Here is a 14667-nt window from a genome sequence, read left to right on the forward strand (position 1 = left end):
TCAATATACCACAGACGATAACGCGTTGTCACCTGGTACTTTTTTCATCGGATGTTCACGCGAGATGATCGGGTGAAAGGAGATGATGAAGCCCGAGATGACGGGGTATATTGGGCGGCCGCCGGAACAGCGGCAACGAGTACTATATCACCGCTCAAATTCGATGTCAACAGGGAGACGCAAAGGAAACGCAAAAAGAAATGCAACGAGCAACGCAAAGGGGATGACAACCATCACCGAAGTCGACCAGGCAGCGAAAGCGGGAACGCTGTGCAACCGCTATGCAAGCGCTGTGGAACTCCCGTGCAACTGCCGCGGGACCTCCATGGCAATCGGAAGAGATAGCGAGAGGGGCAGCATGGAACTTTCGCATCCACGCGGCGCACGCGGAAGCGATCGAGTGAAGCCTAGCCTCACGATTTCCACGTAAAAGCTTGGCGCTCTCGCAGGAGGGTTCGCATTGTAACTCACCGTAATGATACACGGGCAGTCCTAACCGATGCCGAGAAGACATTCGCACCGAAACTCAACGTACGCCCCCTCACCGTACCGAATCCTAACGATAGAATTGCGTCCACTTGTCGATGTCGTGGAAGCCCAAACGGTGATAAATGCGGCCCGCTTCGGGATTATCGTAAAAGAGGCAGAGAGTTTTGCCGCGTTCGTCGTATGTGTCGCATAGCGCGGACAGGCAGCGTGTAGCAAGGCCTTGCCGACGATATTGGGGATTCGTGCAAACGCCTACGACCATCGCCGAGATGGAGTTTTCAGCGGCTGTTGAGGCGCTGGCCAGCATGCGGCCCTGTTCATCCGCGATGTAATAGTGAATGCCGGTGTTCGCCTCGAAACTTTGGCGCAGGCTCTCGCGTGTCGTCGCGCTCGACTCGAATTCTTTGATGCTGCGGCGCAGGCGAAACAGTGGTTCGATCTCGTCCATTGTCGCGGCTTTTACGTCGCTGGTGTCGATGTGAGGGCGGGGTGTGCCTGGTGATCGTTCGGCAAAATAAAATGACCGAATTTTCGAAGGGGAATAGTCCACGGCCTTCTGAAAATCGACCAAATCTTCATACGAGCCCTGCAGAACGGTCCAGGCTGTATTGGCGGAAAGAATGCGAAGGACGTCGTCAAAGCCTTCGCCGCTCTCGGTGGATAATACATAGGTTCCATAGTAGCGAAGCAGGACGGTCCGGACACGGCCATTCGAATCAAAATAGGCCCAGACTTCCTGAAAAGCCGTTTCGTATCCAAACGCTTCAATGTCGCCAAGGATGAACAGGTTCTTCGCAGGGCGGCATGCGAGGAAAGGGAAGATTGCGTCGTGATCGATCTCGGTGACTTTACGAAACAATGCCTTCCCCCACTTCAGTCGCGAACCAGCGCGTTGACGACGATATAGCAGAGCGCGACGAATACCGCAAAGGTCAAAAACATGGCACCCGTGTGCACGAGAAATGTCCATAACACATTTGTCATCGGCGAAAACCTCCCGGATCCATCCTACCAAAGACGGGCATGCTGTTTCCAGCATCCCCGCCACAGATAGTTACAGAGTTATTGTTCTTCGTCGCCTTCATCGTCGTCATCGGTGACAACGCGGCTCACCGTGGCAACTTCCTGGCCTTCGTCGACGTTGATCAGGCGAACACCTTGGGTGTTGCGGCTCTGCGTCGAGATGTCGCGGACGTGAATTCGAATGGCGACGCCTGATTGGGTGATGATCATCAAATCATCGTCCGGCGTCACCATGCGCATCTCGATGGCCTGACCGTTCTTTGGCGTGCAGTTGATGGTCTTGATGCCCTTGCCGCCGCGCGACTGGCCGCGGTATTCACTGACCGGCGTCCGTTTGCCGTAGCCGCGTGAAGTGACCACGAGCACCTCGTGATCGTCCTCAGCGATGTCCATCGCGATGACCTCGTCCTTCGGCCCCAAGGCGATGCCCTTGACACCGGTGGCGGCACGGCCCATCGTGCGAACGTCGGTCTCAGGGAAGCGAATGGCCAAACCGTTGCGCGTGACCATCATGACTTCCTTGGTGCCATCCGTCAGATTCACGCCTACAACCTCGTCGTCATCGCGAAGGTTAATCGCGATAAGGCCGTTCTTGCGAATATTGGAATACTCGCTCAAGGCGGTCTTCTTCACGATGCCCTTGCGTGTGGCGAAGAACAGGTGAATGCCTTCGATCTCGGCGGGATCGAGCGACGGCACTGGAATAATGGCGTTAATCTTTTCATCTTGCTCGATGTTGAGCAAATTGATGATTGGAATTCCGCGCGCCTGTCTGCTAAATTCCGGCACATCGTACGCCTTGATGGCGTACATCCGCCCGCGGTTCGTGAAGAACAGCAGATAGTCGTGCGTCGACGTGACGTGGAGTCCTTCGATGAAATCCTCGTCGCGCGTGCCCATGAGCGACATGCCTCGTCCGCCGCGCCGCTGCGAGTGGTACGTGGACAGCGGGATGCGCTTGATGTAGCCGCGGTGCGTGATGGCGATCACGACTTCGTGCACCGGAATCAGGTCTTCATCGGTGATCTCGCCTTCCGCCGCGATGATCTTCGACTTCCGTTCATCGCCGAACTTGTTGCGAATCTCCATGAGTTCGTCGCGAATGACGCCGAGGAGAAGCTGTTCGTCGGCGAGAATGGAACGAAGGTACTTGATGCGCTCCATCAATTCCGCGTACTCCTGTTCAATTTTCTCGCGTTCCAAGCCGGTCAGGCGCTGCAGCCGCATGTCGAGAATGGCCTGCGCTTGTTCCTCGGACAACCCGAACGTGGTCATCAGGCCCGTTCGCGCTTCTTCCACGGTCTGCGACGCCCGGATCAGGTTGATGACGGCGTCGAGATTGTCCAGCGCAATGCGCAGACCTTCCAAAATGTGCGCGCGGGCTTCGGCCCGGTTGAGATCGTACTGCGTTCTGCGGCGGACGACCTCTCGTTGGTGATCCAGATAGTGAATCAGCGTTTCGCGAAGGGTGAGCACTTTCGGCTCGCCGTTCACGAGTGCCAGATTGATCACGCCAAAGCTGGACTGAAGACTCGTATGTTTGAACAGGTTGTTGAGGACAACTTGCGGCCTCACGTCGCGGCGCAGTTCGATGACGATGCGCATACCTTTGCGATCGCTCTCGTCGCGAAGGTCCGTAATCCCGTCGACCTTTTTGTCGCGCGCCAACTCCGCAATCTTTTCGACGATACGAGCTTTGTTTTGCTGATATGGAATTTCGGTGACGACAATCCTCGTCTTTCCTCCGGACATCTCCTCAAAATGGGTGACGGCCCGGATCGGAATGGATCCGCGTCCGGTTTCGTACGCCTTGCGGATGCCTTCCTTGCCGAGGATCAGCCCGCCTGTCGGAAAGTCGGGGCCTTTGACGACGGTCATCAGTTCATCCACCGTCACATCCGGCTTGTCGATGAGCATGACGACGCCGTCGATGATCTCCCGCAAGTTGTGCGGCGGGATGTTGGTGGCCATACCGACGGCAATTCCACTCGATCCGTTGACCAGCAGATTCGGAAAACGCGACGGCAGGACGACAGGTTCCTGTTCCTGCTCGTCGTAGTTCGGAATGAAATCAACCGTCTCTTTGTTGATGTCCCGCAGCAATTCAAGCGCGATCTGCGACATGCGAGACTCCGTGTACCGCATCGCCGCAGCCGCGTCGCCGTCGATGGAGCCGAAGTTTCCGTGGCCGTCGATCAACGGATAGCGCGTCGAGAAATCCTGAGCCAAGCGCACCAGGGCGTCATACACAGCCGTATCGCCGTGCGGGTGAAATTTACCGAGCACATCACCTACGATACGTGACGACTTTTTGTATGGTTTGTCAGGCGTCATGCCTGCTTCGTACATCGCATAGAGAATTCTGCGATGAACCGGTTTGAGTCCGTCTCGGACGTCCGGGATCGCGCGCGCGACGATGACGCTCATCGCGTAATCCATAAACGATTTGCGCAATTCCTGGCTGATGTCCACGGGTAGCACGCCGCGGTTGTTGTTCTCCTCAGCCAAATCGTTCACCTCTCATCGTGGTCTCTGAATACACGTTGTTCGATCCGTCAGTTGAATTTCGTCAGCCGATCCCGCCGCTGACGTCTATGTTTTACACGTCGAGGTTCCGAACGTACCGGGCATGTTCCGCGATGAAATCGCGCCGCGGCTCCACTTTGTCACCCATCAACGTGCTGAAGATCATATCGGCGTCCATGGCGTCTTCCATCGTCACGCGAAGCAGCGTCCGCGAATCTGGGTCCATGGTCGTCTCCCAAAGCTGGTCCGCGTTCATCTCGCCAAGACCTTTGTAGCGCTGAAGTCCAACGCCCTGGCGCCCCATCTCCTGCAAGGCCGTTTCGAGCTGCGCGTCCGAGTAGGCGTAGCGAACGACTTTGCCCTTCGTGATCTTGTACAAAGGCGGCTGTGCGATGTAGATATATCCGGCGTCGATGAGCGGCCGCATAAACCGATAGAACAACGTCAGCAGAAGAATGCGGATGTGACTGCCGTCGTGATCGGCATCCGTCATGATCACAATCTTGTGATACCGCGCTTTCGTGATATCGAACTCGTCGCCGATACCGGTGCCGCACGCTGTGATGATGGCGCGAATTTCTTCGTTGGACAAGATCTTGTCCAGTCGAGCCTTCTCCACGTTGATGATCTTGCCGCGAAGCGGGAGAATGGCCTGCGTCTGCGGATCCCGTCCGCCCTTGGCAGAACCGCCCGCGGAATCGCCCTCGACCAGATACAACTCGGACATCTCAGGGTCTTTGGACACACAGTCGGTCAGTTTGCCCGGAAGGCTCGTGACGTCCATTTTCTTGCTTCGCGTCAGCTCGCGAGCGCGTTTCGCGGCTTCTCGGGCCCGTGCGGCCATCACGCTCTTGTCGAGGATGCGGCGCGCCACCGTCGGATTTTCTTCGAGGAAAATCTGCAGGTGTTCACCGAACAGACTCTCCACGATGCCGCGAACCTCACTGTTGCCCAGCTTCGTCTTGGTCTGTCCTTCGAACTGCGGTTCTGGCACTTTCACGCTGATGACGGCAGTCAGTCCTTCGCGCACGTCGTCGCCGGTCAATGATCCGTCGTTGCTCTTGAGCAGATTGTTCTTCCGGCCGTAATCGTTGATCACACGCGTGAGCGCGCTCTTAAATCCGGCTTCGTGCGTTCCGCCTTCGCCCGTATTGATGTTGTTGGCGAACGAATAGAGCGTCGAGCTGTACCCGTCGTTGTACTGCAGCGCGATCTCGACTGTGACATCGTCCTTGACGCCGGAGACGAAGACGGGATCCGGGAACAGCACATCTTTGGACTGGTTCAGGAAACGCACAAACTCGCTGACGCCGCCTTCGTACCGGTAATCCACGCGCTTTCCGTCTCGTTCGTCTTCGAGAATAATGTTCAGCCCCGCGTTGAGGAAGGCGAGCTCGCGCAAACGGCCCTGCAGTGTTTCAAACGAAAATTCCGTGGTTTCCGTAAAGATTTCAGGATCCGGCCGGAAGCTGACCGTCGTTCCTGTCCGATCCGTGGTGCCAATGACGCGCAAGTCGTACAACGGCACGCCGCGCTCATACTCTTGCTCGTACACTTGTCCATCACGGTGCACTTCCACCCGCAGCCAGATCGACAAAGCGTTGACGACCGAAGCGCCGACGCCGTGCAGGCCGCCGGAAACTTTGTAGCCTGCGCCGCCGAATTTGCCGCCCGCATGCAGAACCGTAAGGGCCGTCTCAACTGCAGGACGTCCCGTTTTCGCGTGAATGCCGACTGGAAAGCCTGCCCCGTTGTCGATCACGCTGACGCTGTTGTCCTCATGTACCTGCACGATAATTTTCGTACACCTGCCCGCCAAGGCTTCGTCGACCGCATTGTCGACAATTTCCCATACCAGGTGGTGCAAGCCTTTTACGCTTGTCGACCCAATGTACATACCTGGTCTTTTGCGGACAGCCTGCAGGCCTTCAAGGACTTCTATCTGAGATTCGTCATACACTTGTTCTGACAACTAGTTTCCCTCCACACTCACGTCAAAACGGGACGAACGCGTAACGATACCCGACGATAGCCTATTCAGAGGATCGCCCACTTTTCGCCCTTTCAGACGTTATCGTCGCTTATTATACCAGATGATACATGGAAGAGTTGCGCGCGCGCCGCGAGTTCCTCCTCAAGGTGGAACAGGCTCGTGGTCGTGATGACCGTTTGCACCTTCCTGCTCATGGACAACACCAGGTTGCGCTGCCTCCGATCATCCAGCTCCGACAGCACGTCGTCGAGCAACAGCACAGGATATTCTCCCACTTCGTGATAGATGAAATCGATCTCGGCCAATCGGAGCGACAACGCGATGGTTCGCTGTTGTCCCTGGCTCGCGAAGCTCTGCACGCTTTGTCCGTTCAGGTACAGGTCGAGATCGTCGCGGTGCGGGCCCACCGTGGTGTAACCCATGCGCAGATCCTGGCTTTGCCGATCATACAAGGATCGCTCGAACGTTTCGGCAATTCGTTGCACGTCGTCGATGTCGGCGTTGGCAAGATTCGCGATGGACGAGCTGTACTCAAAATCGAATTCTTCCCTTCCGTCGGAAATATCGCGATAGACGGCGGAGGCAAACCGTTTCAGCTCCTCGAGAAATTTGAACCGGCGCTTGACGATGTGCGCTCCATGCTGGGCAAGTTGTTCGTCGAATGCCGAGAGCATTGCGGGATCGCTCGTACCTGTCTTCAACAACCGATTGCGCTGCAACAAAGCTCGCTGGTAGTGGCTCAAGTGGTGAAGGTAGACGGGTTGAGTCTGCCCGAGTTCCATATCGATGAATCGTCGCCTGTCCTTCGGCGATCCTTTGACGAGCTGGAGATCTTCCGGCGCGAACAGGACAACTTGAAAATGACCGATAAAATCGGTCATCTTACTTTGTTGAACGCGGTTGACGTACGCTTTCCGACCCGAGTTCGTCAATTCGAGCCGCAAAGTCCGTGAAGCGTGAAGCGACTCGACGTGCCCTTCAATGGCGGCGTTGTCGCAATTCCAGGCGATGACATCCTTGTCTCGGCTCGTTCGATGCGATTTACCGACAGCAAGCATCAGGATCGCTTCCAAGGCGTTCGTTTTACCCTGACCATTCTCTCCGCAAAACACGTTGACAGCTGGCGAAAGCGTTAGCCGCTGATCTGTGTAATTGCGAAAGTTCACGAGATGCAGTTTATGGAGCTGCATGAGAACTCCTGCGCAAACGGTATTCCTGTTTGCCAATTCGAACGATATCCCCGTCCACCAGTTTTCTGCCACGCCGATTCTCAGCCTGGCGGTTGACCGATACGCCGTGTTCCTCGAGAAATACCTTCACTTCGCCGCCGGATGAAACGATATTCAGCTTTTTCAACAGTTGCCCGACGGTGATAAACGGACCGTCGAATTCAATGTCCATACTTACCTCCAGAGGACAGGAGAAATCAGCTGCAGCGTCGAGGTGTCTCCTGTTTTTTCAATGACGAACGCTTGCGTGGCACCGTTGAATCGGATTCGAACTTCAGCTGCGTCCAGCGCTCGCAGGGCATCCATCACGTATCTGGCGTTGAAGGCGATTTGCAAATCGTCCCCCTGTTTCTGGCTGACATACACCGTTTCCGACACGTTCCCGATTTCCGGCGAATTGGACGAAACGGTGACCCGATCATCCTGTACCTCGAGGCGTACCATGTGATTGTCGCGATCGCGCGCGATCAACGCCGCCCGATCGATGGCGTTGAGAATATCATCCCCCGGAAGAATGATTTCGGTCTTGTGCCCGCTCGGAATAATACGCGATGTGTCAGGATAGGTCCCTTCGATGAGCCGTGTGTAAAATCGCGTGTCTCTAGAGACAAAGAGACTGTGGCTTTCCGTGAGGTAGAGATCGACAATGCTTTCGTCATCAGGCAGTATCTTTGCCAATTCTGTGAGCGATTTGCCCGGAATGACCGCTTCCCAGGAAGGGAGTTCCGGCATTCGCGTGTGTTTGGTCGCAAGACGAAGCCCATCGGTCGCTGTGAAGATGAGGTGTTCGTCTTTGCATTTGATGTCGATCCCGGTAAGGATCGGCCTCACCTCGGTGTTGGCGGTCGCAAAAGCCGTTGACTCGATGAGGCGCGTCAGCGTAGACGAAGGGATTTGCAGACCTTCCACGCCAAGAAACGAAGGCAATTTTGGGAATTCGTCCGCGTCGATGCCGTGCAAGTGAAATTCGACGGTCCCGGTTGAGATTTCTGTCATATAGTTGTTCGCCACGTTCATAGTAATGAGTGTATCCGGGAGTTTGCGAACGATCTCGGTGAAATACCTGGCCGGCAGGACGATGGAGCCTGGTTCCTGAATGGTCAATTCGCTCTTCTCGTCTGAAGTGATGCGGGTCTGGATGCCCAGTTCAAGATCGTACGCCGTCGCAATGACCTCTTGATCCTGCGTTTCCAGGAGAATGCCTGAGAGCACTTGTTTGGTGGTGCGAACGGCTACCGCTTTGGACACGGTTTGAATGGCCTGCATGAGCGCCGATTTTTGAATGGAAAAACGCATGGTGCGCCTACTCCTTCCGAGGTGCGTACGTGGTTAAGTAGTCCTGTTTGAGTATATAGGATGAGTATGAGAGATCATATATAAAAATAGTCATAACAGTAATAGGTGCAGTGAATTATGTGGATAATCCGATGGATCGCTTGCCGTGATTCATACACAGGCTGTTTATAACTCTGTGGATAAAGTGGAAAAAACGTCCCTGATTCGTTATCCACATGTGGATCGTTTTACATCAGGGTACGAATTGCTTCAGACAGCCTCTGTACTGTGGATCGTAAATCGTGATCCTTCTCCATTTCCTCGATGATCCGTTCGCATGCGTGCATCACAGTGGTGTGATCCCTTCCGCCAAAAGCTTCTCCGATTTTCGGCAGCGACATATCCGTCAGTTCGCGCGTCAAATACATGGCGATTTGACGAGGGAAAGCGATATTGCGGGTACGCTTCTTGCCTCGCAGATCCTCGATTCGAAGTCCATAGTGATCGCTTATCACTTTTTGGATTTGATTGACTGTCACAACCCGCGGCCGATTTGGCTGGATGATGTCTTTCAAGGCGACGGACGCGAGTTCGCTCGACACGTCTTCGTTCACCAGGGATGAGTAGGCGACGACTCGAATCAGCGCGCCTTCGAGTTCGCGGATGTTGGAGTCGACTTGATTGGCGATGTACGCGAGGACCTCTTCCGGAATGTCGAGTCCGTCCGCCTTCGCTTTGCGTTGCAAGATGGCGATTCGCGTCTCCAGGTCGGGTGGCTGGATATCGGTGATGAGTCCCCACTCGAATCGGGAACGAAGCCGATCTTCGAGCGTTGGAATCTCCCGCGGCGGTCGATCACTGCTGATAATAATCTGCTTTCCGGCCTCATGCAGGCTGTTGAAGGTATGGAAGAACTCCTCCTGCGTCTGCTCTTTGTTCGCGAGAAATTGGATATCGTCGATCAGCAAGACGTCGATGGATCGATAACGATTACGAAACGCCTCGGTGCGATTGTCTCGAATCGCTGAGATGAATTCGTTTGTGAACCGCTCGGATGAGAGGTATGACACCTTCGCGAGCGGATCGCGCTGTTTGACGAAGTGGCCAATCGCGTGCATCAGGTGCGTCTTACCGAGACCGACGCCGCCATAGATAAAGAGCGGATTATACGCGTGTGCGGGTCGCTCCGCCACGGCGAGACACGCTGCATGAGCGAAACGGTTGCTGGCCCCGATCACGAAGCTCTCAAAGGTGTAGCGAGGAATGAGAGAAGAATCGGTGTCGTTGGCTGTGCTGTCCGTTCCATCGGATTCGTCGGCCGGACCGCTTCCACTAGACACAATCGTGTACGCCTGGGGTGCTTCGCGGCGATTCGTGTCGTCCGCTGCCGTCACGAACCGGATCTGAAACTCCTGTTCGGTCAACGCGATGATCATGTTTTGAATGGTGGTTGTGTAATGTTTTTCGATCCAGTTCTTCACGAAATCGGAGGGCGTATAGATATAGAGGGATTGTTCGCGTTCATCGTGTTTCAAGATCCGCGTGTCTTCGAACCAGGTTTGAAACGTGGGACCGGAAAGTCTTTCGCGCAGCATCGTCAACACTTGGCTCCAGACCGTGTCTAGATAGGATGTGTCAAGGTTCGTACTCATTCTAGCGATTGCCCCCTACGATAAAAGACGCGAAACGTTATCCACATGGAATTTCCCGAGCTGTAGACGCAGATGTCGGCGAAAGTATCGACGCTTCTGTGGATGGCGTGTCATAGTTTTTGCACATGTGCAAGTCATGTGGGAAAAGTTGTCCACAACGTGTGGATAAACCTGTGGATACGAACGTTTGTTCAACGTGATTGTGGATAATGATAGGGCTTATGATAACAGATGTCGTTTGCGTCGAGCAATGTCGAAATCCGTCTTTCTACAGAATCCACAAAATGAGTTGAGTGGCCTAAAAACGTTGTGGAAATGTGGATTTGCTTGTGGATGGAGGCGTATTCTGAGCAAAAAATGAAGAAGATAGGACAAGTTATCCACATGTGGATTGTTTACGGATTATTCTCTTGACAGTGTTTGGTCTTTACGGTATCGTGTGATCGTCTGTCTACAAAGGGAGGTGTCGTGTTGAAGCCGACCTATCAACCAAACGTACGGAAACGCAAAAAGAACCATGGATTCCGCAAGCGGATGTCCACAAAGAACGGACGTCGCGTGCTAGCTGCTCGTCGTTCCCGCGGACGCAAAGTATTATCAGCGTAAAGGCCACGTCTCGTGGCCTTTTTTGATGGTGAATCACAAGGTTACTGGGGGCTTGGCTTGTGCAAAGCCAGTTTCGACTGAAGGAGAACCGGGACTTCCGTCGCGTGTTTCGCCGTGGAAAGTCATTTGCTACGCCCAGACTGGTATTGTATTATTGCGACAATCGAGAGGGACGGGTACGAATTGGTTTTTCCATTAGCAAAAAGGTAGGCAACGCGGTCGTCCGAAATCGAGTGAAGAGAGTCATGCGTGCAGTATTTCAGTCGTTTTTGCCTGAATTGGCCGAACTGTCGGTCGATCTGGTTGTCGTCTGCCGAAAGGAAGCCGCGGCGGCTGATTATCACGAATTGGAACAAGATGTGTCGAAGCTCCTACACAAGGCAAAAATCGTGATATGATGAGGCGGGAGATGACGGTGTCGTGCGCGTGATCGCAATCTTGTTGATTCGCGTATACCAGACGTTTATTTCGCCGCTCTCGGGACCGAGTTGCCGATTTACGCCAACTTGTTCCGAATATGCGGTACAAGCTATCGATAGGTTTGGGGTCGTGAGAGGCGGTTGGCTCGCCTCGAAGCGCCTTTTGAAGTGTGGTCCTTGGCACCCGGGCGGAATTGATGAAGTTCCGCAATCGAAGTAGGGGGAAAATAGGTTTGGAGTCGAAACGAACGCAACGGAAGTGGACGTTTATCCTGAGTGCCGTCGTTGTTGTGGCACTGACGGGCTGTGGAATGTACCCAACGAAGGCCGGCGCATGGCCGCACAACGTATGGGGTTCTGTGCTGCACGGCATTTCCAATTTGCTGGACTTTTTGGCACGACATCTCGGCAACAGCTACGGCATCGCGATTCTAATCATGACGTTGCTCGTTCGTCTTATCATCCTGCCGCTTTTCATCCGGCAACTTCGATATCAACGGGTCATGATGGAGATGCAGCCGCAGATCCAACGCATACGTTCGAAATACAAGGGCGATAACCAAAAGATCCAAGAAGAGACGATGAAACTCTACGCCGAGGCCGGAACCAACCCCATTATGGGCTGCCTTCCGATGCTCATCCAATTGCCTGTTCTGTGGGCTTTGTATGGATCGATCCTTGGCAACACCCACGTGCGACAAGGCACATTTCTGTGGTTCTTCCCGTTGGGGCAGCCGCAGACGTTCTCGGTTGCACATTTTATCCTGACTGTAATTGCGGCTCTGTCCACGTTCCTGTCGTCTTGGCTGACGATGAAGAACCAGCCGACGCAGCAGCGCGCGATTCTGTTTATCATGCCGCTGTTTATTATCTTCATCGGCCTTCGAATGCCGGGCGCGTTGGTGCTCTACTGGATTTATACGAATTTGATCACGGCTCTCCAAACGTATTGGTTCCTCACTCGTCCACGCGCGGCGGAGAGCGCGAAAATTGCGCAGGGTCAAGCTGCGGCGAAAGTTCCGTCCAAGCCTGCAAGCCAATCACGCGCTTCGACTTCTGCGTCAAACAAGACGTCTTCCAAGAAAGTTTCTTCAACGTCGGCCGGATCGTCTGGCAGCAGTTCGACGAAGAAGAAGGCATCAGGATCGTCCAGCTCCGGCAAGACGTCTGCAAAGAAGGCCAAACCAAGGACAAAACCGTCTTCCGACGCGCAGTCGGGCGAAGGTAAGGGATCAGAGCCGGACGGACAGGCAACAGAATAGGGCCTTGGTCCCGGTCGCTGAAGGAATTGGTGGCTGAGGGAGTGTCGCTGGATGAAAAAAGTGATTGCTACTGGAAAGACGGTCGAAGAGGCTGTCAGGTCCGCATTGGTCAAGTTGGGGGTGCCAAGGTCCGAGGCGGAAATTCGGGTGATTTCCGAGCCTGTGAAAGGTTTCCTCGGGCTGATTGGCGGCAAAGATGCTGAAGTGGAAGTGAGCGTTCCACAGAGTCCGTCCGACGAGGCGAAGGATTTCGTTTCGGAAGTCCTCGCCAAAATGGGCATCGACGCGCGTGTGACCGTAGAGAGGAACTTGGAAGAAGAGGGCGGCTACGTGCTGTCCATCGACTGTGAAGAGGATGTTCTGCCCATCGTGATCGGCAGGCACGGATCGACTTTGGACGCCATTCAGTACTTGACGAATGTCGTCGCGAACCGAGATCACGAAGGGTTCGTCAAGTTTTCCGTCGATGCGGGACAGTACCGCGCACGGCGTCGGGAGAACATTCGACGAATTGCCGATCAAGCCGTGGAACGAGCCTTGAAACTTGGGCGCCCGGTGTCGCTTGAATCGATGTCGCCAGCGGAACGAAAGTGGATTCATACGTATTTGCAGGATCGCAACGATGTGACAACGATGAGTGAAGGGCAAGACCCCTACCGGAAAATCAAAATCGCGCCAAAGCGCAATTCTTACGTCGACTGAAATCTTGAATGTCATCCAGTGTTTTTACATGTGGTCGAAACCCTGCTCAAAGGAGTGGGGTTTCTTTTCACTTGCTGTGGTTGAAGGGAGGACGCGTGGATGGAATTGCAGACGATCGCGGCGATTTCAACCGCTCTTGGCGAATCGAGTATCGGCGTCGTTCGCGTGAGCGGACCCGACGCCGGGAGCATCGCGAGATCGATGGTGAGGACCCCAAGCGGCAAAGCTGCTTCATTCGTCAAACGGGGGATGCGGTTTGGGCATATCGTCCACCCCGTGTCAGGGGAGTTGCTGGACGAAGGCATTGTACTGTGGATGCCTGCCCCCCACAGCTACACAGGTGAGGATGTGCTCGAGTTGCAGGTTCACGGCGGCGTGCAGTTGCTGCAGAACGTGTTAAGCGCCACACTGCAGGCGGGCGCTGTCATGGCGGAGCCGGGCGAGTTCACCAAGCGCGCGTTTCTGAACGGAAGAATGGATTTGTCGCAGGCGGAAGCCGTCATGGACTTGATTCGTTCCAAGACCGAATACGCAAGCCGACTGGCGATTCAGCAAGTGGAAGGTGAGTTTGGGCGAGAAGTGAAATCGCTCAGGGAGAAGCTCATCGCGTTGCAGGCGCATGTGGAAGTGACAATCGACTATCCGGAACACGACGTGGAAGATGTGGCCGCGCAGGCGGTGCTTGATGTGGGCGGCGAGATCGCAGGGCGAATCGACCGTCTCCTCGCTTCCGCGGTTCTCGGCCGCGTGCTGCGGGAAGGGGTCGCGACCGCGATCGTCGGGAGACCGAACGTCGGCAAGTCGTCGCTGCTGAACGCGTTGTTGCAGCGGGATCGGGCGATAGTGACCGACATCCCTGGGACGACGCGCGACGTGTTGGAGGAGTTCGTCAACGTGAACGGCATCCCGCTGAAGTTGGTGGATACGGCAGGTATCCGGGAAACGACGGATGTCGTGGAACGGATAGGCGTCGAACGATCCCGCCAGTCCATCGAGGACGCGGAACTCGTCCTGTTTGTTCTCGACGGCAGCGTGCCGCTTGAGGCTGAAGATCGAGATTTGGGCGATCTGACAGAGGGATCGAGGCGAATCGTCGTGCTGAACAAGGCGGATCGAGGCATTCGTTCGGAAACCGAAGCTTGGGCGAAATCATTGGCTTCATCGGGCGTCATTGCGATTTCGGCGCAGGCTGGCGCAGGCTTGGACGCCTTGCGGGACATGTTGTGGGATGTGGTGCAGCGGGAAATTTCGGGACAGGTGGACACCACGTACATGACCAACGCTCGGCAAAAACGGTTGCTCGAATTGGCAAAAGAGGATTTGATATCTGCTATGGAAGGCGCCCGTGCAGGTGCTACACTGGACTTGATTGCGGTCGCGCTGCAGTCCGCGTATGAGCAGTTGGGCTACGTGATTGGCGAAGAAACGGGCGAAGATTTGCTCGATGAGATATTTTCACGCTTCTGTTTAGGTAAATAAAGCGAGGTGAAA

Annotated in this window: 13 protein-coding genes; 6 read left to right on the plus strand and 7 right to left on the minus strand. The window is 54.9% G+C overall.

The features are described 5' to 3' along the window. Positions 1-556 precede the first annotated feature (556 nt). The 7 genes from AAC01S_RS11115 to dnaA all read right to left on the minus strand — a co-directional run bounded on the left by AAC01S_RS11115 (position 557) and on the right by dnaA (position 10187). Positions 557-1348, minus strand: coding sequence for a GNAT family N-acetyltransferase (locus AAC01S_RS11115; RefSeq protein WP_067622047.1), 792 nt, complete (start codon positions 1346-1348; stop codon positions 557-559). Positions 1349-1551: 203 nt separating this feature from the next. After that, the gene (gene gyrA / locus AAC01S_RS11120) at positions 1552-4020 is read right to left on the minus strand and encodes a DNA gyrase subunit A (RefSeq protein WP_067622048.1); all 2469 of its coding nucleotides are present in this window, start codon (positions 4018-4020) and stop codon (positions 1552-1554) included. A 91-nt stretch (positions 4021-4111) separates the two neighbouring features. Beyond that, positions 4112-6010, minus strand: a complete 1899-nt coding sequence (gene gyrB / locus AAC01S_RS11125) for a DNA topoisomerase (ATP-hydrolyzing) subunit B (RefSeq protein WP_067622052.1) — start codon at positions 6008-6010, stop codon at positions 4112-4114. 92 nt (positions 6011-6102) lie between these two features. After that, positions 6103-7221 carry a DNA replication/repair protein RecF gene (recF, locus tag AAC01S_RS11130; RefSeq protein ID WP_067622055.1) on the minus strand — a complete coding sequence of 373 codons (1119 nt, stop codon included), beginning with the start codon at positions 7219-7221 and terminating at the stop codon, positions 6103-6105. Further along, on the minus strand, positions 7208-7432 hold the full coding sequence (locus AAC01S_RS11135) for an RNA-binding S4 domain-containing protein (RefSeq protein WP_067622060.1): 225 nt from the start codon (positions 7430-7432) through the stop codon (positions 7208-7210). The genes recF and AAC01S_RS11135 overlap by 14 nt, the downstream gene beginning before the upstream one ends. Positions 7433-7434: 2 nt before the next feature. Further along, positions 7435-8556 carry a DNA polymerase III subunit beta gene (dnaN, locus tag AAC01S_RS11140; RefSeq protein WP_067622062.1) on the minus strand — a complete coding sequence of 374 codons (1122 nt, stop codon included), beginning with the start codon at positions 8554-8556 and terminating at the stop codon, positions 7435-7437. A 227-nt stretch (positions 8557-8783) separates the two neighbouring features. Beyond that, positions 8784-10187 carry a chromosomal replication initiator protein DnaA gene (gene dnaA, locus AAC01S_RS11145; protein ID WP_067622065.1) on the minus strand — a complete coding sequence of 468 codons (1404 nt, stop codon included), beginning with the start codon at positions 10185-10187 and terminating at the stop codon, positions 8784-8786. Between the two features lie 471 nt (positions 10188-10658). Between dnaA and rpmH the strand changes: the two genes are divergently transcribed. The 6 genes from rpmH (at position 10659) to mnmE (ending at position 14655) form a co-directional block, all read left to right on the plus strand. Beyond that, positions 10659-10793, plus strand: a complete 135-nt coding sequence (gene rpmH, locus AAC01S_RS18835) for a 50S ribosomal protein L34 (RefSeq protein WP_083511722.1) — start codon at positions 10659-10661, stop codon at positions 10791-10793. A 59-nt stretch (positions 10794-10852) separates the two neighbouring features. Further along, positions 10853-11191, plus strand: coding sequence for a ribonuclease P protein component (gene rnpA / locus AAC01S_RS11150; RefSeq protein WP_067622068.1), 339 nt, complete (start codon positions 10853-10855; stop codon positions 11189-11191). A 22-nt stretch (positions 11192-11213) separates the two neighbouring features. Further along, positions 11214-11432, plus strand: a complete 219-nt coding sequence (gene yidD, locus AAC01S_RS11155; protein WP_067622071.1) for a membrane protein insertion efficiency factor YidD — start codon at positions 11214-11216, stop codon at positions 11430-11432. A 13-nt stretch (positions 11433-11445) separates the two neighbouring features. Then, positions 11446-12474 (plus strand): YidC/Oxa1 family membrane protein insertase, encoded by a 1029-nt coding sequence (locus tag AAC01S_RS11160; protein WP_083511723.1) that lies wholly within the window; start codon positions 11446-11448, stop codon positions 12472-12474. Positions 12475-12525: 51 nt separating this feature from the next. Further along, a complete protein-coding gene (gene jag / locus AAC01S_RS11165) occupies positions 12526-13176 on the plus strand; it encodes an RNA-binding cell elongation regulator Jag/EloR (RefSeq protein WP_067622077.1) in 651 nt (216 codons plus the stop codon). 99 nt (positions 13177-13275) lie between these two features. Continuing rightward, positions 13276-14655 carry a tRNA uridine-5-carboxymethylaminomethyl(34) synthesis GTPase MnmE gene (gene mnmE / locus AAC01S_RS11170; protein WP_067622080.1) on the plus strand — a complete coding sequence of 460 codons (1380 nt, stop codon included), beginning with the start codon at positions 13276-13278 and terminating at the stop codon, positions 14653-14655. Positions 14656-14667 lie beyond the last annotated feature (12 nt).

This window comes from Alicyclobacillus acidiphilus NBRC 100859, assembly GCF_001544355.1.
GTDB classification, from domain to species: Bacteria; Bacillota; Bacilli; order Alicyclobacillales; family Alicyclobacillaceae; genus Alicyclobacillus; species Alicyclobacillus acidiphilus.